We start from the raw sequence: 19329 nt of genomic DNA on the forward strand, positions 1-19329 counted from the left end.
ATGAGCCCCGGCGCCAGGGGGGGGTGGGCGCCGGGACTCAGCTCAGGGGGCCTGGTGAAGCGGCCCAATTCGGAGGTTACTGGACTCGGGCTCAGGCCGCAGCGTCAAAGCCCGTGTCGTGAGCCATTCGCTTCAATTCGAGGAGCGCGTGCTTCTCGATCTGGCGGATGCGCTCGCGGGTGAGGCCGTGCTGCTTGCCGACCTCGGTGAGCGTGCGCTCGCGGCCGTCCTCGATTCCGTACCGCATGCGGATGATCGACGCGGTGCGGTTGTCGAGCTTGCCGATCAGCTCCTCCAGCTCCTCGCTGCGCAGCAGCGTGAGCACGGACTGCTCGGGCGAGATGGCGGAGGTGTCCTCCAGGAGGTCACCGAACTGCGTGTCGCCCTCGTCGTCCACGGACATGTTGAGGCTGACCGGGTCGCGGGCCCAGTCCAGGACGTCGCCGACGCGGCCCGGCGTGGAGCCCAGCTCGGCGGCGATCTCGGCGTGCTCCGGGTCGCGGCCGTTCTCCCGGTTGAACTCGCGCTGCACCCGGCGGATGCGGCCCAGCTCCTCCACCAGGTGGACGGGGAGCCGGATCGTGCGCGACTGGTCCGCTATGGAACGGGTGATGGCCTGGCGGATCCACCAGGTGGCGTACGTGGAGAACTTGAAGCCCTTGGCGTAGTCGAACTTCTCGACCGCGCGCACCAGGCCCGCGTTGCCCTCCTGGATCAGGTCGAGCAGGGGGAGCCCGGCCCGCGGGTAGCGGCGGGCGACGGCGACGACGAGACGGAGGTTGGAGCGGATGAACACGTCCTTGGCGCGCTCGCCCTCGGCGACCAGCGCCTCCAGCTCCTCGCGCGAGGCGCCGCCCGCGTCGCTCTCCACCTGGCCGTCGAGGATCTGGTGCGCGTAGACACCGGCCTCGACCGCCTGCGAGAGGTCGACCTCCTTGGCGGCGTCGAGCAGCGGTGTACGCGCTATCTCGTCCAGGTACATGCCGACCAGGTCGCGATCGGCGATCTCTCCGCCCACGGCGCGAACACTGCTCGCCCGGTTGGTCCCGCCGGTGGCGGACGAACGACGGGCGACGGCACGGGTTGCCATGCGTGCTCCCTTGCTGAGTAGGTCGCGACACCCTCTCGGGTGCCCTGCATCCGATGGAAACAACGACTGGAATCCGGACAGAATTCCCATGCCTGGCATTAAATTTCGAGATCATGCAGTACCCTGTCCCGCCACCGGTGCGGGCGCATGCCACTGCCGGGCACGTCCGTGCAGGTCAGGCCGGGCACCCGGAGCGTTCCGGGGTCCCTCGTCACCCCCGTACCCCGGAAGACGCCGGCTACGGGTCACCGGTTGCCCGGACCTCCGTCCTGGTCCCCGGCCCGCGGGCCCCGGTCCGGAGTCCTAGGCCCCACGCCCGGGACCTTGGGACCGCAGTCCGTTACCGGGCGCGCACCGGGTGCATAGCGTCGCTGTCATGAACGAGACGACGCACCGCACCGCCCCCGACACCACCGGCACCCTCGACGAGGCCCTGGAGCGTCTGCACTCCTCCGGCCCCGAGCGCGAGGGCTGGCTGACCAATCACGCGCCCATGGCCGTGGAGGCCCTGGTCCGCAACGGCCAGGCGGCCACCGTGCACCGCTGGCTCGACTACTACCGGGCGAAGCTGGAGGACATGCCGGACCGTTTCGCCGAGGTCACCCCGGCGAACTGGCAGGAGGCCCTGGGCGACCCCCGCCGCATCGCCGACTGGGCGGCGTACTTCGAGCGGGAGACCGCGGACCGCCCCTGGCGCGACGTGCTCGCCGAGTGGTGGCCCCGGCTGCTCCCGGGCATCGCGGGCGGCTCCACGCACCCGGTGATCCGGCTCGGCCACAGCGTGCGCACCCTGCTGACCACCGAGGAGACCGGCCCCCGCGTCACGGAGCTGGCCCACGCGCTCGGCTACTGGGCGGCCCGCCACCAGCCGCTGCCCCCGCTGGCCCCGCTCGCCCCGGTCCGGACCGCGGGCGACGCGCTGGCCGCCGTACCCCGGGTGCCCGACCAGAGCGGCGGCATCCGGGCCCGGCTGGCCCAGATCACGGCGTTCCCGCAGTGGCAGGGCGCGGCCGCGACCGGCCCGGACGAGGCGCGCGCGGGTCTTAAAGAGCTGGTGGGGGCCGCGGTCCACCGCTACACGGAGTACGGGCACGGCAACCCGGTGATGCTGGTGCACGCGGCGACCGCGCCCAACGCCGTCCTGCGGACGCTTCCGGCGCTGCCGCGCGAGCTGTGGGTGCCAAGCGTGGGGGCCGCCTGGGCGGCGAGCGCGGCGGTGACCGCCGCGTACTCCCCCGCCGAGGCCGCCGTCCTCCCGGCCGGGTACGGGGCGTCGCTCACCGCCGACGAGGTGTTCGAGCAGGCGGCGGCGCACGGGGACGACCACACCATCAAGTTCACGGACACCGCGCTGGACGTGGGCGACGCACCGGCCCTGGCGGCGGCGCTGCGCTCGGTGGAGCTGAACCCGCCGGTTCTCTGAGAGTCGATCCCCTGAGAATTCTTATCCGTACTGCACCGAGCGCTTCGCCAGCCCCATCCAGAAGCCGTCGATCACGCTGCGCCCCTGGCCGAGCTCCTGCTCGGCGGCGCCGAGGGTGACGAAGAGCGGGGCGAAGTGCTCGGTGCGCGGGTGTGCCAGGCGGCCCGCCGGGGACTTGTGCTCGAAGTCCAGGAGCGCGTCGATGTCCTGCGCCTGGAGCGCCCGGTTTCCCCAGTCGTCGAACTCCGCCGACCAGCCGGGGACGCCGCCGCCGGTGTGGCGCAGGGCGGCGAGGTTGTGCGTGAAGAAGCCGCTGCCGATGATCAGGACGCCCTCGTCGCGCAGCGGCGCCAGCTTGCGCCCGATGTCCATCAGCTTCTGCGGGTCGAGCGTCGGCAGGGAGATCTGGAGCACGGGGACATCGGCGTCCGGGAACATCTCGACCAGCGGGACGTACGCGCCGTGGTCGAGGCCGCGGTCCGGGATGTCCTGGACCGGCGTACCGGCGCCGCGCAGCAGTTTGCGGACGCTCTCGGCGAGCTGCGGGGCGCCCGGGGCGGCGTACCTGACCTGGTAGTAGTGCTCCGGGAAGCCCCAGAAGTCGTACACCAGCGGAAGCGTCTCGGTGGCGCCGAGCGCGAGCGGGGCCTCCTCCCAGTGCGCGGACACCATGAGGACGGCGGTGGGGCGCGGGAGCTCCGCCGACCAGGCGGCCAGCTCGCCGGGCCAGACGGGGTCGTCGGCGAGCGGCGGGGCCCCGTGGGAGAGGTAGAGGGCGGGCATGCGCTCCGAGGTGATGGTCATGACACTCCCCAACTGCGGCTACTCAAGGTAATTCTTCTGTAGAGGGCTTCGACAGGAAGGATTCTTTAATCTTCAAGCTCCTACCTTCAGAGACCTTAGCTCTATCTAGTTCAACTTTCAAGAAAAGGTCGTACAGTGGAGTACATGACCACGGCATCAACCGGTGCGCCGCTCTGGCTCACCGACGAAGAACAATGCGTCTGGCGCGCGTATCTGCACGCCACCACGCTTCTGGAGGATCACCTCGACCGCCAGTTGCAGGCCGATGCCGGCATGCCGCACATCTACTACGGCCTGCTCGTCCAGCTCTCCCAGGCACCCCGGCACCGCCTGCGGATGACCGAACTGGCCCGGAACGCCAAGATCACCCGCTCCCGCCTCTCCCACGCGGTCGCCCGGCTGGAGAAGAACGGCTGGGTCCGCCGCGAGGACTGCCCCTCCGACAAGCGCGGCCAGAACGCCGTCCTCACCGACGAGGGCCACGCGATGCTGCGCCGCTCGGCGCCCGGCCATGTGAAGGCCGTCCGCCAGGCGATGTTCGACCGCCTCACGCCCGAGCAGGTGCGCTCGCTCGGCGAGATCATGCAGGTCCTGGCGGCCGGACTCCAGCCGGAGGGCGCGGACGCCGACCTCCCCTGGCTGCGCTGAGCCACCCCGCCCCGACACACCTCTGCCCCGGCCCTCTCGTACGAGGGAACCGGGGCAGAAACGTATCCGTGCGGGCTGCGACGGGTCAGTGGGCCGTCAGTGGGCGACGACCGGGACCCGGAACTCGTCCTCGACGCCCTCCGCGTCACCGGAAGCGGAGCCTCCGGTGGTGCCCGCCGGGGCCGGACGGCCCGCGTTGACGAAGGTCAGCGCGATGGCGGCGGCCACCACCAGGATGCCGACGGCCCACCAGATGGCACCGGTGAAGCCGTGCACCATCGACTGGAGCTTCAGCAGCTCCGGGTTCTTGGCGCCGAGCGCGGCGTGCGAGGTGGCGTACGCCGTGGCGGCCGAGGCGGCGATCGTGTTCAGCAAGGCCGTACCGATCGCACCGCCGACCTGCTGCGAGGTGTTGACCATCGCCGAGGCGACACCCGCGTCACGCGGCTCGACACCGTGCGTGGCCAGCGACATGGCCGGCATGAACGCCGTACCCATGCCCAGACCCAGCAGCAGCTGGCCGGGCAGGATGACGGCCGCGTACGAGGAATTGATGTCCAGCTGGGTGAGCAGCAGCATGCCGACGGCGGCGGTCAGGAAGCCGGGGCCCATCAGCCTGCGCGCCGGGACCCGGGTCATCAGCCGGGCGCCGATCTGCGTCGAGCCGGTGATCATGCCCGCGATCATCGGCATGAAGGCGAAGCCGGTCTTGATCGGCGAGTAGCCCTGCACGACCTGGAGGTAGTACGTGAGGAAGAGGAACAGGCCGAACATCGCGATGATCGCCAGACCCAGCGAGAGGTAGACGCCACCGCGGTTGCGGTCCATCACGACGCGCAGCGGGAGCAGCGGCGACTTGACCTTGGCCTCGGTGAGGACGAAGGCCAGCAGCAGGACGCCGGCGGCGACGAACGAACCGACGGTCAGCGCGTCCGACCAGCCCGCGGACTCGGCGCGGGTGAACCCGTACACCAGCGAGACCAGACCCAGCGCGGACAGGACCACGCCCGGGATGTCGAGCGAGGAGCGGTTGCGGCTGCCGGAGGGCTCGCGGATCACGAAGTACGCACCGGCCGCGGCAACGATCGCGAAGGGGATGTTGACGAAGAAGGTCCAGCGCCAGTTCAGCGTCTGGGTCAGGAGACCGCCGAGGATCAGGCCGACGGCGCCACCGCCACCGGCGATCGCCCCGTAGATGCCGAACGCCTTCGCGCGCTCCTTGGCGTCGGTGAACATCACCGCGAGCAGCGAGAGCGCGGCCGGCGCGAGCAGCGCGCCGAAGACGCCCTGGAGGGCGCGGGATCCGAACAGCATGCCCTGGTTCTGCGCCGCGCCACCGAGCGCGGAGGCCAGCGCGAAGCCGACCAGGCCCACCACGAAGGTGCGCTTGCGGCCCCAGAGGTCGGCGATGCGCCCGCCGAAGAGCAGCAGCCCGCCGAAGGCGAGGGCGTAGGCGGTGATGACCCACTGCTTGTTGGCGTCGGTGATGCCGAGCGCGGTCTGCGCGTGCGGCAGCGCGATGTTCACGATCGTGGCGTCGAGCACCACCATCAGCTGCGCGAGCGCGATGAAGGCCAGTGCCTTCCAGCGGCTGGGGTCGGGAAGTCGGAGATCGGGTGTTTTCGACAGGGAATTCGGCATGGGAGTGGCCACCTAGGGGCGCGCGAGGGCGCGAGAGATCGCGAACCGTGCGGTCCGCTGTTCGCGGGCACGGCTGAGGGCAGGTCTGTGGTCAGAGGTGAGGGTCGTCGGGCTTCAGGTAAGAGAGGAAAGGCGGGCGCGGATCACGTCACGTGCGGCGCCGCAGGTCCTCCAAGGTCGCCGCCGTTCCGGGGAGTACGGACCGGGCCGGGGCCTCGAGTCCGTCCAGGAACAGCTGGATGTGGCGGTGGGTGAACCGGTCGATGTTCGGGCAGGCGATGCCCGGCAGCGGCCGGGTGAGCTGGGAGAGGGCGACCAGTACGTCACCGACGGCGATGTCGGTGCGCAGGCGCCCCGCGGACATGGCGCGCGCGACGAGCCCTTCGACGGCCTCTTCGAGGCGCCGGCGCTCGGCGAGCAGTTCGGGGTGGTCCTTGTCGAAGCCGCCGGAGAGCATGGGGCACAGGGCCCCGATGCGTTCGTCGGCGGCCGCGTGGACGAAGCGGGTGAGCGCGTCGAAGGGGTCCGCTTCTTCGGCGGCGGCCTCCTCGGCGCGGTCGGTGGTACGGGAGGTGACCGCGAGCACGACCTCATGGACGAGGGCGGCCCGGTCGGGGAAGTTCCGGTAGAGCGTCGCGTTGCCGACGCCGGCGCGGCGGGCGACCTCGTCCAGGGGCACGTCGGGGCCGAACTCCACGAACATCTCGCGCGCGGCCGTCACGATCCGCTCCCGGTTGCGCAGCGCGTCGGCCCTGGGCCTCGGCGTACGGGGCTGCGCGGGTGCGGTGGTGGCCACGGCGGTGCTCCTTGTCTTCCGGTTGTCTTCCGGTTCGTCTTCGGGCTGTCTTGGGTTGTCTTCCCTGCGCGGATCCGGCCGGGAAAAGAACCGGGGACCGCTTCCCCGTTTCGCGGGGGACACGAGTGCAAACGGGGAAAGCCTCCCCGGTTATTTCCCCGGACTTTGTGACCCGCGTCACACACACCGCCGTCGCCGGAAAACCAGCCGAACGGCGCACCCAGCGAGCGGCCCGCGATCACCCGGCAGAGGCTGACGGCAGAGCGCAGCCGGGGTCGGCCGGCTGCCGCGGACCGGAAGGCGCCTCGATGCAGCAGCCCCGCCACCGGATACGCAAGCACCGCCGCCCGGTCGCCCTCGGTGCCGCAACGGCCCTGGTCATCGCGGCCCTGGCGACCGCGAGCAGCACCCTGCCCCTGCAGAGCCCCGCGTCGGCCGGCCCCGCCGCGACGGCCCCGCTGGCCACGGGGCTCGGCCCCTGCCGGATCCCGTCGGCCATGGGCGTACAGATGTCGGAGGGCATGCCGACGCAGCCCGGCTACGCGCGCTCCACCGGCCGCGTGCACGCGCTGAACCTGATGATCGACTTCCCGGACGCGGAGGGCACCGAGCCGGCCATGGACCGGCTGGCGGAATTCTTCCCGCAGACCACGGACTGGTTCCGGACGAGCTCGTACGGCCGCCTCACCTACATACCGGAGGCGCCGATCCGCTCGTGGCTGCGGATGCCGCTGCCCTTCGAGGAGTACGGAATCGAGCGGGGCTCCCCGTACGAGCCGGGCTACCGCCACCTGGTGCAGGACATCGTGGCGGCCGCGGACCCGCGGGTGGACTTCGACGAGTACGACCTGGTCAACATCCTGGTCACCCCGAACGCCGGGCCCTCCGCCCTGGACACCGTGCTCTCGGTGACCTTCTCGGGGAACGACGACGCCCCCGTCGCGGACGGGGTGCCGCTGTCCAACACCTCATTCGTCTACAGCCGCCAGGACGACGGCTCCGGCTCGTACGCCCAGACCGGCTACCGGGTCCTGCCCCACGAGAACGGCCACGTCTTCGGGCTGCCCGACCTCTACACGATGGAGGGCGGCGGCTCGGTCGGGCACTGGGACATCATGTCCGAGGACTGGGGCGCCAACAACGACCTGCTCGGCTGGCACAAGTGGAAGCTGGGCTGGCTGGACAACGACCAGGTGAGCTGCGCCGCCCGCCCCGGCACGACGGACCACGTCCTGGAGCCGCTGGCCACGCGGGGCGGCCTGAAGCTGGCCTTCGTCCCGCTGACCGCGGAGTCCGGCTACGCGGTGGAGGTCCGCACCCAGGCGGGCAACGACCAGGCGGTCTGCCGCCCCGGCGTCCTCATCTACAAGGTCAGCTCCGACGTGGACACGGGCCAGGGCCCGGTCTCGGTCTCCGACAGCACCAAGAACAGCCCCGGCTGCACCCGCCTCCCCAACGTCCACGCCGAACTCTCGGACGCCCCGTACCAACCGGGCGACACCTTCACGGACCGGGCCAACGGGATACGGATCTCGGTGCTGGAGAAGGACGAGAAGGGGGACTACCGGGTGCAGGTGACGCGGCCTTAGGGGGTGCCCCGGACGATCTCGACGAACCGTTCCACGGTCGCTCCGGGCAGCTGCGGAACGGGCGCCTCGACCGCGGTGACCGCGAAGACCGGCGGCTCGTCGTCGGACGGTTCGAGCCGGGCCCGGGTGACCATGCCGTCCGGTGTCACGGCCCAGTACGCGCTCGGCGGCGCCTCGTCCGCGGGGAACAGCACGGTGGTCCCGGCGGCCTTCGCGAGCGCGGCGGCAACGTCCCGCTCGGGCGGCCGGTCGGCCACGAAGTCCTGTACGTAGACGTCGAGCGCCCGCGCCAGGTCCCCCCGGAGGACTTCGTACGTGCACAGAACGGCCGCCTCCCAGTCCCGCGCCCCCTGATCCCCGTCGGCGTGGGCGACGTCGACGTCCCGGACGGCGACATCCAGGACCGCGGCGAGCGCACTCGCCATGACGGCGGGCCGGACGAGACCAACGGTCAACAGGTTGTAAGCCACGAACGCCTCCCCCTCACACCCGACACCCCAACGATGCCCTCCCACCCTTCCAAGATCCCCACGCCCCCCGACCCCCGTCCACCGAGCACACCACCCGCTACACTGGCGGCCACAACCATGCCTTCGTAGCTCAGGGGATAGAGCACCGCTCTCCTAAAGCGGGTGTCGCAGGTTCGAATCCTGCCGGGGGCACAGTGTCCGGACAGCGCGTTCACCTCTCTCGGGTGGGTGCGCTGTTCGTCGTAGCCGTGGCAGTGACCATCAGCATGGCGAACACCGGCCTCGAGCCCGTTCGGAGAGTCCGTATCCAACGGATCCGGCGTCACGTCCATCTCGACGCAGACCCGGTCCACGCAACGCGAGCGGTCGATCCCGCGTCTGGCAGGGAGAACAGCCAGGAACCACCCTCCTGAACGGAGCGCTCGGTGCTCGTAGGACTCCTGACCGCCGTTGCGGCCTCGATCTGTTACGGCACGGGCTCCGTCCTCCAGGCCGTCGGCTCCCGCAAGTCGGCCCGCCGCGAGGCGGCCGCCGCCGGGCCTGCCACCGGACAGGTCACCGTGCATGGCGGCCCCAGTCTCTCCTCCACTGCCCAGGCCGCGATGACCTGGGAATTCATCGTCGGCACGGTCCTGGACTTCGTCGGCTTCGGACTCGGCGCGCTCGCCGCCCGCCTGCTGCCGCTGTTCCTCTCCCAGACGGTCATCAGCGCCAACCTCGTCATCACGGCCGTCCTGAGCGTCAAGCTGCTCGGCATCCGGCTGACCCGGGCGGAGTGGACCTCGATCGCGGTCGTCTGCTCGGCGCTGGTGCTGCTCGCGAGCGCGGCGGGTTCCGAGGGCAGCGGGCACACGCCGATCACCACCCACTGGTGGCTCCTCACGATCTCACTGCTGCTGATGGCGGGCGGCACAGTCCTGGTCCGGATGCTCGGCGCCCGGGCCGCGATCCTGGCCGGACTGCTCTCCGGTCTCGGCTTCGGCGCGCTGGGCGTGGGCGTGCGCGTGCTGAACGGGATCGATCCTTTCGCCCTGGGCACGCTGTTCACCGATCCGGCCCTGTACGCCATTCTGGTCGCCGGCATCGGCGGCATGTACCTGCACACCGTCGCGCTGCAGATCGGCTCGGTGAACGGGGCGACGGCGGCGCTGGTGGTCGGCGAGACCGTGCTGCCCGGCATGATCGGCGTCTGGTGGCTGGGGGACGCCTCACGCCCCGGCTTCGCCTGGCTGGCGGTGACCGGCTTCGTCCTGGCGGTCACGGGCGCGGTCGCGGTGGCCTGGTTCGGCGCGCCGGAGAACGCCGGGCAGGACGACTTGGGCCCGACCGACACCCCCACCCAGAACCCGGCGCTTGCCCAAAATCGAGCCTCTTAGCATCGGGGCCGGCGCCGCCCCTTGTCCAGCTTCCGCCGCTTCGAGCATGTGACCGCCTGAGGGAGCGTCAAGCCCCTTCCCTTCCGGTTCGTCATCACCCGCTCCCGGCCACAGCCCCGTGGCCATGGAGCTGCTCTTCGACTCGTCGGGCAACGCATGCGTCGACACCATCGGCGCTCTCGCCTGCGACGTGCCGGGTAGACCGAAGTGACCCGAGACCACGGGTACGTTCGCGCTGCGCAGTATGTTCAAATGGCTCTGGCCAGAGCGTTGTTGCGTGTGCCGAATGTGCCATCGCGCGAAGGAGATCGTGTGTCCCCCAACGGGTCGTTCGAGCAGGGAAAGCCGCACCCGGCGCGCGTCTACGACAGCCTCCTCGGTGGCAAGGACAACTACCCGGTGGACCAGGCCGTCGCGGAGGGCATCGCCCAGCGCTGGCCGGAGATCCAGCGCAGTGCGCAGCAGAACCGGGCATGGATGGCGCGCGCCGTACGGCACATGGTGAAGGAAGGGGGCGTCACACAGTTCCTGGACATCGGCACCGGCATCCCCACCCGGCCCAACCTGCACGAGATCGCCCAAGGCATGGTGCCCTCGGCCCGGATCGTCTATGTGGACAACGACCCCGTGGTGCTGCGGCACGCCGAGGCGCTGCTCACCCCGCTTTCGCCCGAAGGCCGGTCGACCTACCTGCAAGCGGACCTGCGTGACCCGCGCGCGGTACTGGAATCGCCCGAGGTGACCGGGACACTGGACATGACGCGTCCGGTGGGCCTGGTCCTGGCCGCGATCCTGCACTTCCTCGACGACGACGAGGACCCGGCGGGCGTCCTGCGGGTTCTCGTGGACGCCCTTCCGGCCGGCTCGTACGTCGCGTTGTCCCATGCCTGCGGTGACGCAGATCCGGTCAGGGCGGCGGAGGCATCGGCCTTCTACCGGCAGAACAAGGTCTCCAAGCCCGTGGTGCTGCGGACACAGAAGCAGATCGAGGAATTCTTCACGGGACTGGAACTGCTGGAACCGGGCGTCGTGACCGTCGACCGCTGGCACCCGGACGCATCGGTGCCCGAGGGGCCCGACGACATGGGGTTCCGTGGCGGCCTGGGCCTCAAGCACGGAACTGCCTGAGGGGAAAAGAGGCGTCGCCGACCGGTTCACCCGGACGGGTCGACCCGGTCTACTCCGAGCGGCGGCGGATGGCCGTCAGGAGGCGGCGCATGCCCACCGCGTGGCCGCCTGTCGTGATGACCAGGTGGCGGTACGTGGTGCCGGACAGGCCGGGGAAGACCGCTCGGCTTTCTGCGCGCAGACGGGATCGGGTGGGAGCCAGCTCGTCCAGGCGGAACGTCAGGGTGTACGTCGAGAAGCGGTGGCTGCCCGACAGGGTCAGTGCGTGGGGGCGGGTGGCGGCCGTTACCCGGAAGCCGGGGAGGGTCGAGCCCTCCGTCAGGGGGCGGGGGCCGGAGGCCGTACGGTCGGTGGCGGCGACCAGGCGGGCGTAGGCGGTCGCGCCTCGGCCCGCGAAGGAATGGTCCAGGGTCTCGCTCAGGGCTCGCCAGACGGCCTCGGCCGGGGCCTCGATGACCGTCTCGTGCTCGTCGATGTACGGCAACGGGGCGATCGGCATCAGAGCCTCCATGAGGTCCATGTGAAGGATGAGGTCATCCTCGCACCCTCGACTTCCCCAACTTCCCCCCAAACCCTGCCGACTTCATGGGCCCCAGGTCCGTTGCGCATTAAAGTTGCGGCCATCACTGCTGTGGGGAGGGCCTGGGCGGGATGAGTCGTCGCTCCAATGGGTTGGTTGCCGTATGGGCCGAGGCGCAGCGGCAGCAGCAGCGCCAGCAGGAGGCGCAAGCCCGGTATCAGCGGGATCAGGAGCGGGCGCAGCGGGCGTATCAGCGCGAGGTCGCCCGGAGTCAGCGCGAGCAGAAGGCCGCCTACCGGGAGCAGCGTGAGGCCGAGGCGCGACGGCGTACGCGGGAGCTGGATGCCCGGGTCGAGGCGTTGCAGGGGCTGCTGGCGGCCGGGTGCCGGGCGCCGGCGTTCCGGGCCTCGGCGCTGACGCGGGCGGAGGCGGTCGAGCCGTTCGCGCCGGGGCCGCTGGCGCACCCCGTCCCCATGCCCGACCCTGCACGGTACGAGCCACAGGGCGGCGGGTGGACCGCCGGGCGGCGGGCCCAGGCGCAGGCCGAGGCGCGGGCCAGGTTCGAGCGGGACTGGCAGGCGGCGCAGGCGGCCGAGGCGCAGCGGCAGGCGCAGTTCGCGGGCTACCAGCGGCAGTACCGGCAGTGGGCGGACGCACAGTTGGCCGAGATCCGGAGTCACAACGCCGGGATCGCCGAGATGACCGCCGGACTGCGCGCCGGGGACGCCGAGGCGGCCGTCGCGTACTTCTCCGCCGCGCTCTACGCCTCCACCGGCTGGCCCGACGAGCTGCCCCGGCAGGTGGCGGCGGCGTACGACTCGGGCGCGCGGCAACTGGTGCTCAACTGGGAGCTGCCCCGGTACGACGTCGTCCCCGAGGCGAAGTCCGTGCGGTACATGATCAACGCGGACCAGGAGAAGGAGTCGCCCCGGCCGGTCACGCAGCGCCGGGCGCTGTACCGGGACGTGCTCGCCCAGTGCCTGCTGCTCGTCCTGCGCGATCTCTTCGCCGCCGACGAGTTCGGCGCCCTGGAGTCCGTCGCGCTGAACGGCTTCGTGGACGACCACGACCCGGCGACCGGGCGGCGGATGCCCATGTTCCTCGGCACGGTCATGGCGACGCGGGCGGACTTCGCCGAGTTGCACCTGGAGCAGGTGAACGCGGTGAACTGCCTGGTGGACGGGTTGCGCGGGCAGCTGTCCACGCGCCCCGACCAGTACGCCGCGGTGCGGCCCGGGCGGGTCCCCGAGGACGTCGGCAACGGGGTCGTGACGCACGGCGGCGACGAGGAGCCCGACCTGTACGAGATGGACCCGCTCGCCTTCGAGGCGCTGGTCGCCGAGCTCTTCCGGGCCATGGGCATGCAGGCCGTCACCACGCAGCGTTCCAACGACGGGGGCGTCGACGTCGACGCGCTGGACCCGGCCCCGATCCGCGGCGGCAAGATCGTCGTCCAGGTGAAGCGCTACCGGAACACCGTGCCGCCGACGGCGGTCCGCGATCTGTACGGGACGGTCCAGGACGCCGGTGCCAACAAGGGCGTGCTGGTCACCACCTCCAAGTTCGGCCCCGGCTCGCACACCTTCGCCAACGGCAAGCCGCTGGAGCTGGTCCCGGGCTCCGAACTGGTCGACCTGCTGCACCGGCACGGGCTGCGGGGGCGGCTGGGCGGCGGCGAGCCGTCGGTCCCGGCCCAGCGGAGCGCGCCGGAGAGCCGCGACGCCGACAGCCGGAACGACGACCACAACGTGCTCGGCATGTACTGGTCCGGCTCCGTCGCCCTGGACGTCTGCGCGCTCGTGTGCCAGGGCACCCGCGTGCTGGACGACGACCACTTCGTGTTCTTCAACAACCCGCGCACCCCGGACGGTTCGGTCCGCGAGCTGATCCCCGTCGCGCCCGACAAGGCCGCGATCCAGGTCGCCTTCGACGCGCTCCCGGCGCGTGCGGACCGGTTGGTGATCATCGCCGCGATCGACCCCGTCGCCAACCCCGACGCCGATCTGTCCGGCTTCACCGACGCCGGGATCCGGCTGCTCGACGCCGAGCGCACCCCGCTCGACCAGCTGGACGTCTCGGACGGCCGGCCCGGCGAGACCGCGCTCGTCCTGGGCTCGTTCCGCCGACGGGCCAACGGGGACTGGGAGTTCGTCACCGGCGGCAAGGGATACCGGGGCGGGCTTGAGGAGTTGGTCACGGAGTACGGGATCGACGTCGAGTAGGCAGCGGAAAAGGGCAGGCGCTCCCCTCCCCCGGCACGGGAGGATGTGCCATGGATACCTCAACTTGGCGTCGCCTTCCCGATGTTCATTCCTTCCTCGCCCGCGCCGGGGACTTCCTGCGGTCGCGGCCCGCTCTGCACACCGTGACCCTGACCGTGTGCGAGGGGCTGCGCGCGCAGGGGTCGCAGGCGTACGGGGACGGGGCGCCCGTCTTCGGAGTGCTGGAGGGGGACGGTGAGGTGCGCGCCGCGTACTTCCGGACCCCGCCCTACCGGCTGATCGTCACGCCCCTCACGCCCGAGGAGGCCGGTTCGCTGGCCGAGCACCTGCGCGCCGCGGGCGGCCCCGTCCCCGGGGTCAACGCGGACGACGCGACCGCCGCCGCGTTCGCCGAGGCATGGCAGGGACGTACGGGGGCAGAGCCCCGGCTCCACGAGCGGCTGCGGCTCTACCGGCTCGGGGAGCTCCGGTGGCCGGAGCCCGCGCCGGAGGGGCGCGGCCGGATCGCGGAGGCGCGGGACCGGGAGCTGGTCGCGGGGTGGTACGTGGAGTTCGTGCGGGCCATCGACGGCGTCGGCCACCGGAGCCCCGGGGCCTGGGCCGACACGCGGATCGCCGGCCGCCGAGTCATCCTCTGGGAGACCCCGGACGGCGTCCCCGTCTCCATGGCGGCGCTCACGCCCCAGGTCGCCGGGCAGATCCGGGTCGCCCCCGTCTACACCCCGGCCGAGCTGCGGGGCCGGGGCTACGGGGCCGCCGCGACCGCCCACGCCTCCCGGACCGCGCTCGACGAGGGCGCGGCGGAGGTGCTGCTCTTCGCGGACCTGGCCAACCCCACCAGCAACGGCGTGTACCAACGCGTCGGCTTCCGGCCCGTGACGGACTTCGCGGTGTACGACCTGGCGGGAGCGGTGGCCGGCTGAGCGCGGCGGTTGGTGTGGTTCAGCCGGTCGCTGAGCGCGTCGACGGACGGGCCCCGGCGCGGGTGGCCGCTGGGCAGCGAAGGGTCTGGCCCACATTCAAGCCTGTCCGGCGATTGAGGACGGAAGCCTCGGCCCCGGTCCGGGGTCGCCGGTTCCGTCCTCAATCGCCGGACAGGCTGGGTCTGTCGTGCGGCACCAGTTCCGTCCTCAAGCGCCGGAGAGGCTGGAATGCACGCGGGCGACCCGCGGGGCGCGTACGGCTTCGGGGTCCTCCGCAGCCGGAGCGTTCCGGTCCTCCGCAGCCGTCACTTCAGCTCGTCCGGGCAGGGCGTGCCCGGCGGGAGCTGGTACGGGGCGCCCAGGCGGTACGTGCCGGGGCGCGGGGCGAGGAGTTCCGTCCACTCGTCGCCGTCCTCGTCCTCGTCCATCTTGATCAGGCAGCCGTGCTCGTTGACGAAGGTCTTCGGGGTGCTCTCGTCCGCCCGCTGCTTGGACGCCTCGGTCTCCTGGGGGCGTTCCACGCCGTTTCCGTCCTCGTCCACGACGGCGAGCCAGCGCGAGTAGGGGACGCGGATCAGGACCCGGCCCGCCTTCTTGACGTGGATCGTCAGCTCGCCCTCGCCCGCGCGCTCCACCGTGGCGGGCGGGTCGGCCAGCGGGACGGGGCTGTCCACCTCGAAGAGCCGCCAGTCGCTGTTGGACCAGATCAGCTTCAGGTAGGAGAGGCCCTTGCCGACGAGTTCGGCCTCCTTGCGGGCGCCGCTGTAGTCGGGGTCGCCCTGCGGCAGCACCACGTAGTGCACCGCCCAGCGGTCGAGCCACTGGCGGTAGTTGATGGGGTCCAGGGTGTCGTCGTAGAAGAGCGGGTTCCGCTTCATGTCGGCCTGGCGGTTCCAGCCCCGGGCCAGGTTGACCGAGCGCGGGAGCGCGGACGCCTCGCGGTGGCTGCTCGGCGGGACGACCTCGACCCGGCCGCGTTCGGCGCCGACCTTCTGGAGCTGGTCGACCAGGGGGGCAAGCGAGCGGGTCCAGGAGGCGGTGGGGGCGGTCCTGACGATGTCGTCGACGCCCTTGTAGCCGATCCAGACGTTCAGCGAGACGAACGCGATGACCACCGCGTACCACTTCCGGGAGCGGGGAGCGGTGTACGGGAGGGCGGCCAGCAGGACGATGCCCGCGTACAGCATCGCCATCCGCGAGACGTTGGAGCCGATCTGCGAGTCCACGACGAACGTCGCCAGCGTCCCGACCCCGTACACGGCCGACGCCATGCGGACGGTCTTCCAGTCGGGCGGTACGAGGAAGAAGACCAGCCACGCGAAGATGAACGGCCCGGAGAGCGTCGCGACCGACATCGGCTGGGTGCCGGAGAACGGGAACAGCAGGGCGGACAGCGCGACCACCACGACCGGGGCGAGGCTCAGCGCGTACGCGCCGGGGCGCCGCTTGTTCAGGAACAGCGCGGCCGCGACCACGCCGAGGAAGAGGCCCGCCACCGGGCTGCCCAGCGTCGCGAGTCCGGCGAGCGGCGCGGCGACGGCCGCCTTCGCCCACCGCTTGTAGCGCCACCGGTACGGCCAGCAGAACACGGCCGCCGCAGCGCCGACGGCGAACATCATGCCGAGCCCGAACGTCACCCGGCCCGACAGCGCGTTGCACAGGTACGCGAAGACGCCCGCCATCGAGCAGGCCAGGGGGTTACGGACCGCCTTGACCCGGTAGAGGATCAGCGAGGTGAGCCCGGCCGAGACCGTGCCGGCGATCATCATCGTCGTCCGCACGCCGAGCAGGGACATCAGATACGGCGAGACGACGCTGTACGAGACGGGGTGCATGCCCCCGTACCAGGCGAGGTTGTACGCCGTGCCGGGGTGCCGGCCGACGAACTCGGCCCAGGCGTCCTGGGCGGCGATGTCGCCGCCGCTGTTGGCGAAGAAGAGGAACCACAGGATGTGGGCGACCGCGGCGACCGCGGTCGTCAGCAGGACCGGGTGGCGCAGGCAGCGCTGTTTCAGGCCGTCGAATCCGGTGGCGGGGGCGGATCCGCCCGGATCGCCCGCCGGCTCCGCGGTGCCGTCGGAAGCGGTGCCGTCCTTCGCCCGTGTCGGCTCGGCGGTGGTCACTGCTCTCTCCCCGTCCCTTCCCGGACGCGTGGTGTCGGCCGGCTCTCCTGCTCGGGTCTCATGGGCCGAAAGACGCGCTCCGGGGTCCGCGCGTTGCCCCCGGGACGCTAACACGCGGGACCTTTCCGGCGTACGGGAAGGGCGTGGTGGCGGAGGGGGGCGCCGGGTGGGCGCCCCCCTCCGGGTGTCCTCAGCCGATACGGGTCAGCTTGTCGCCGAACGACGGCTTCGCGAGGTCGCTCTGAAGGGCGACCGCGACCTTCACCTGACTGCGGCCCTCGCCCACGGTGAGCGTGCCGACGTGCGTACCGGCGACCGCCTCGTGCGGAATGGTCTTGCCGTCGTCGGTCAGTTCGAGCTTGACCGTGAGGCCGGACCAGCCGACCGCCTTGACGTCCTTCGTCGCGACGACGGGGGTGGTGTGGCCCATGCCGTCGTCCACCTCACCGACGACGTCGCCCTTCTTGACGATCTTGGCGCCCTCCAGCAGGTCCAGCGTGGCGACCATCACCTTCTTGCTGACCCGGTTCACCTCGTCGATGATCGAGACGTCGTCGTACTGCCCCAGGATCGCGCCGACGATCAGCTGGTCGGTGCCGTCGATCATCTTGTGCGCCGCGAAGAGCAGGTTGCCGCCGGCCTTGGAGGTGGAACCGGTCTTGATGCCCAGGGCGCCGTCGAACGGCACGAGGGTGTTGTAGTTGCGCCACTTGTGACCCGAGGGGTCCTTCCACTCCGGCAGCTTCGTGATGTCCATCAGCGCCGGGAACTCGACCAGCTTCTCGCCGAGCTTCACCAGGTCCTCGGCGGTGGAGACCGTGGAGGCGGTCAGCCCGGAGGGGTCGGTGTACGTGGTGTTCTTCATGCCCAGCTCGTCGGCGGTGGCGTTCATCTTCGCGACGAACGCCTTCTCCGAGCCCGCCTCCCAGCGGGCGAGCAGCCGGGCGATGTTGTTGGCGGAGGGGATCATGATCGCGGCCAGGGCGTCGCGCTCGGTGAGTATGTCGCCCTCCTTCACCGTGCTCAGCGTGGACTCGCCCTCGGTGTAGAGCTTGCCGTCCGCCTCGGCCTTGGCGTCGATCTTGATGCCCGGGCCGTTCTCGCCGCGCTTGAGCGGGTGGCTCTCGAGGACGAGGTACGCCGTCATCGCCTTGGCGACGCTCGCGATCGGCACGGGCTTCTGCTCGCCGAAGGAGTCGACCTTGCCGAGGCCGGTGGCGGCCATGTAGCCCTGGCCCTGCTCGGGCCACGGCAGCTTCGGGGCGCCGCCCTCGAAGCCGTACGTCTCCTTCGCCGTCATCGACAGCGAAGGGTCCGGCAGCGGGCGCACCATCTGCACGATCGCAAACACGATGAGCAGCAGGATGACCAGCGGTGTCCAGATCTTGACCCTGCGCACGGCGGTGCGGACCGGGGTCTCCGGCGGCGGCGGGGTGTTCGTCAGCTCCGCGAGCAGGTCGAGCGGCGGCTTCGGCGGCATCGGCTGCTGCCGGGTGCGCTCGGCACCGCTGAGGGCCGCGGGCGGCCCGGCGACGGGGTTCTCGGGCTTGCGCGGCGCGGGCGCCTGGCGTACGTCGTCGGCGCGCAGCGGTACGAACCGGCTGGTCCGCTCGGTGAGCGACTCGGTCTCGGCGGCGACGGGCTGCCCCGACGGCGACCTGGTGATCTTCAGCGCCGTGGTCGGCTGGTCGACCTTGGGCAGCCGGGGGGCCTTGAAGACGGCGGTGGGCTGATCGACGGGCGCGTCCGCCTGCGCCTCGGCGGCGGGCGGCTCCTCTTCGGGGGCGTCCGCGTCGGCGGCGGGCGCTTCCGCCTCGGCGGGCTCGGCGGTGGCCGATTCGCTCCTGCCGGTGGCCGGCTCGTCGTCGGCCGGCTCCTTCGCGTCGGCGACGGGCGCCTTCGGCTCGGCGACGGGCTCGGGCTCCGGCTTCGCGGCGGCGTCCGGCTTCTCGTCCGGCTCGGGCTCGGGCTCGGGCTCGGCGTCCGGCTTCTCGTCGCGGGAAGCGGTTACGCGGGGCTCCTCCGGGGCGTCGGCCTCGTCGGTGTCCCCACCGGTGTCCTTGTCGCCGTCATCGGCGGTCGAGACCCAGGCGGCCACGGCCGCCCGGAGGCGCGCGTCGCCCTCCTCGGGCTGGGCGGCGTCCGGCTCGGCGTCGGCCTCCGGCGCATCGGCCTCCGCGTCCTCAGCGGTCTCCGCGGCCTCGGGGGCGTCCGAAGCCGCCTCCGGGGCGTCCGGCGGGGTCTCCGCGTCCTCAGCGGCCCTCAGAGCGCTCTCAGCGCCCTCGGGAGCCGTATCCGCGCCCTCGTCCGGGCCCTCCGCAGGGCTCGCATCGCTCTCGGCGGCCTCCGGGGCATCGCCGGACTCCCCGGCGGCATCGCCGGGCGCCGGGTCCTCACCCGTACCGGCCGAACCGGACCCCGTACCGGACTCCGGTTCGGGTTCACGGAAGACACCGAGACGCGGATCGCGCTCGTTGCGAGTCGTTCCCGACGACTGCTGCTGCTCCGACTTGTCGGGGGACTCGCCCGCCACCGATGCCTCCTCCATGCGGCGCGGGGAACCACCCGCGCTGTCC

At 71.6% G+C, this 19329-nt stretch carries 15 protein-coding genes and 1 tRNA gene; 8 read left to right on the top strand and 8 right to left on the bottom strand.

Annotated features, from left to right (window positions below):
* Window positions 1–91: 91 nt before the first annotated feature.
* A complete protein-coding gene (locus AMK18_RS28095; RefSeq protein ID WP_026171668.1) occupies window positions 92–1090 on the bottom strand; it encodes a sigma-70 family RNA polymerase sigma factor in 999 nt (332 codons plus the stop codon).
* Window positions 1091–1466: 376 nt separating this feature from the next.
* Between AMK18_RS28095 and AMK18_RS28100 the strand changes: the two genes are divergently transcribed.
* Complete coding sequence (locus tag AMK18_RS28100; protein WP_073864966.1) at window positions 1467–2513, top strand: questin oxidase family protein; 1047 nt, start codon at window positions 1467–1469, stop codon at window positions 2511–2513.
* Window positions 2514–2534: 21 nt separating this feature from the next.
* Here AMK18_RS28100 and AMK18_RS28105 read toward each other — a convergent pair whose 3' ends face one another.
* Window positions 2535–3317 carry a dioxygenase family protein gene (locus AMK18_RS28105; protein ID WP_018104252.1) on the bottom strand — a complete coding sequence of 261 codons (783 nt, stop codon included), beginning with the start codon at window positions 3315–3317 and terminating at the stop codon, window positions 2535–2537.
* A 135-nt stretch (window positions 3318–3452) separates the two neighbouring features.
* Here AMK18_RS28105 and AMK18_RS28110 point away from each other — a divergent pair, with 135 nt between their 5' ends.
* Window positions 3453–3965 carry a MarR family winged helix-turn-helix transcriptional regulator gene (locus AMK18_RS28110; RefSeq protein ID WP_018104253.1) on the top strand — a complete coding sequence of 171 codons (513 nt, stop codon included), beginning with the start codon at window positions 3453–3455 and terminating at the stop codon, window positions 3963–3965.
* Between the two features lie 96 nt (window positions 3966–4061).
* Here the strand turns inward: AMK18_RS28110 and AMK18_RS28115 are convergent, their stop codons facing one another.
* Entirely contained in the window at window positions 4062–5606 is a 1545-nt protein-coding gene (locus AMK18_RS28115; protein ID WP_241836656.1) for an MFS transporter, read from the bottom strand.
* A gap of 148 nt (window positions 5607–5754) precedes the next feature.
* Window positions 5755–6402: a TetR/AcrR family transcriptional regulator gene (locus AMK18_RS28120; protein WP_018104255.1), complete on the bottom strand. Its 648-nt coding sequence runs from the start codon at window positions 6400–6402 to the stop codon at window positions 5755–5757.
* A 308-nt stretch (window positions 6403–6710) separates the two neighbouring features.
* On the opposite strand from AMK18_RS28120, the gene AMK18_RS28125 reads away from it, so the two are divergent.
* Window positions 6711–7991: a M6 family metalloprotease domain-containing protein gene (locus AMK18_RS28125; RefSeq protein ID WP_018104256.1), complete on the top strand. Its 1281-nt coding sequence runs from the start codon at window positions 6711–6713 to the stop codon at window positions 7989–7991.
* Here AMK18_RS28125 and AMK18_RS28130 read toward each other — a convergent pair.
* Window positions 7988–8461, bottom strand: coding sequence for a hypothetical protein (locus AMK18_RS28130; protein ID WP_073864967.1), 474 nt, complete (start codon window positions 8459–8461; stop codon window positions 7988–7990). The genes AMK18_RS28125 and AMK18_RS28130 overlap by 4 nt on opposite strands.
* 119 nt (window positions 8462–8580) lie before the next feature.
* Here AMK18_RS28130 and AMK18_RS28135 point away from each other — a divergent pair.
* The 3 genes from AMK18_RS28135 (at window position 8581) to AMK18_RS28145 (ending at window position 10965) form a co-directional block, all read left to right on the top strand.
* Window positions 8581–8653, top strand: a tRNA-Arg gene (locus tag AMK18_RS28135).
* 233 nt (window positions 8654–8886) lie between these two features.
* Window positions 8887–9837 carry a hypothetical protein gene (locus AMK18_RS28140; RefSeq protein WP_073864968.1) on the top strand — a complete coding sequence of 317 codons (951 nt, stop codon included), beginning with the start codon at window positions 8887–8889 and terminating at the stop codon, window positions 9835–9837.
* Window positions 9838–10149: 312 nt separating this feature from the next.
* Window positions 10150–10965: an SAM-dependent methyltransferase gene (locus tag AMK18_RS28145; protein ID WP_073864969.1), complete on the top strand. Its 816-nt coding sequence runs from the start codon at window positions 10150–10152 to the stop codon at window positions 10963–10965.
* A gap of 49 nt (window positions 10966–11014) precedes the next feature.
* Here the strand turns inward: AMK18_RS28145 and AMK18_RS28150 are convergent, their stop codons facing one another.
* Window positions 11015–11464 (bottom strand): hypothetical protein, encoded by a 450-nt coding sequence (locus AMK18_RS28150; RefSeq protein ID WP_241836657.1) that lies wholly within the window; start codon window positions 11462–11464, stop codon window positions 11015–11017.
* Window positions 11465–11616: 152 nt separating this feature from the next.
* Between AMK18_RS28150 and AMK18_RS28155 the strand changes: the two genes are divergently transcribed.
* Entirely contained in the window at window positions 11617–13707 is a 2091-nt protein-coding gene (locus AMK18_RS28155) for a restriction endonuclease (RefSeq protein WP_073864971.1), read from the top strand.
* A 50-nt stretch (window positions 13708–13757) separates the two neighbouring features.
* Window positions 13758–14630, top strand: coding sequence for a GNAT family N-acetyltransferase (locus AMK18_RS28160; protein WP_073864972.1), 873 nt, complete (start codon window positions 13758–13760; stop codon window positions 14628–14630).
* A 305-nt stretch (window positions 14631–14935) separates the two neighbouring features.
* On the opposite strand, the gene AMK18_RS28165 is transcribed toward AMK18_RS28160, so the two are convergent.
* Together AMK18_RS28165 and AMK18_RS28170 are read right to left on the bottom strand one after the other, a co-directional pair.
* On the bottom strand, window positions 14936–16753 hold the full coding sequence (locus tag AMK18_RS28165; protein WP_018104282.1) for a membrane protein: 1818 nt from the start codon (window positions 16751–16753) through the stop codon (window positions 14936–14938).
* A 190-nt stretch (window positions 16754–16943) separates the two neighbouring features.
* On the bottom strand, window positions 16944–19301 hold the full coding sequence (locus tag AMK18_RS28170; protein ID WP_241836658.1) for a serine hydrolase: 2358 nt from the start codon (window positions 19299–19301) through the stop codon (window positions 16944–16946).
* Window positions 19302–19329: the final 28 nt, after the last annotated feature.

The organism is Streptomyces sp. CB01249 (assembly GCF_001905735.1).
Lineage (GTDB): Bacteria > Actinomycetota > Actinomycetes > Streptomycetales > Streptomycetaceae > Streptomyces.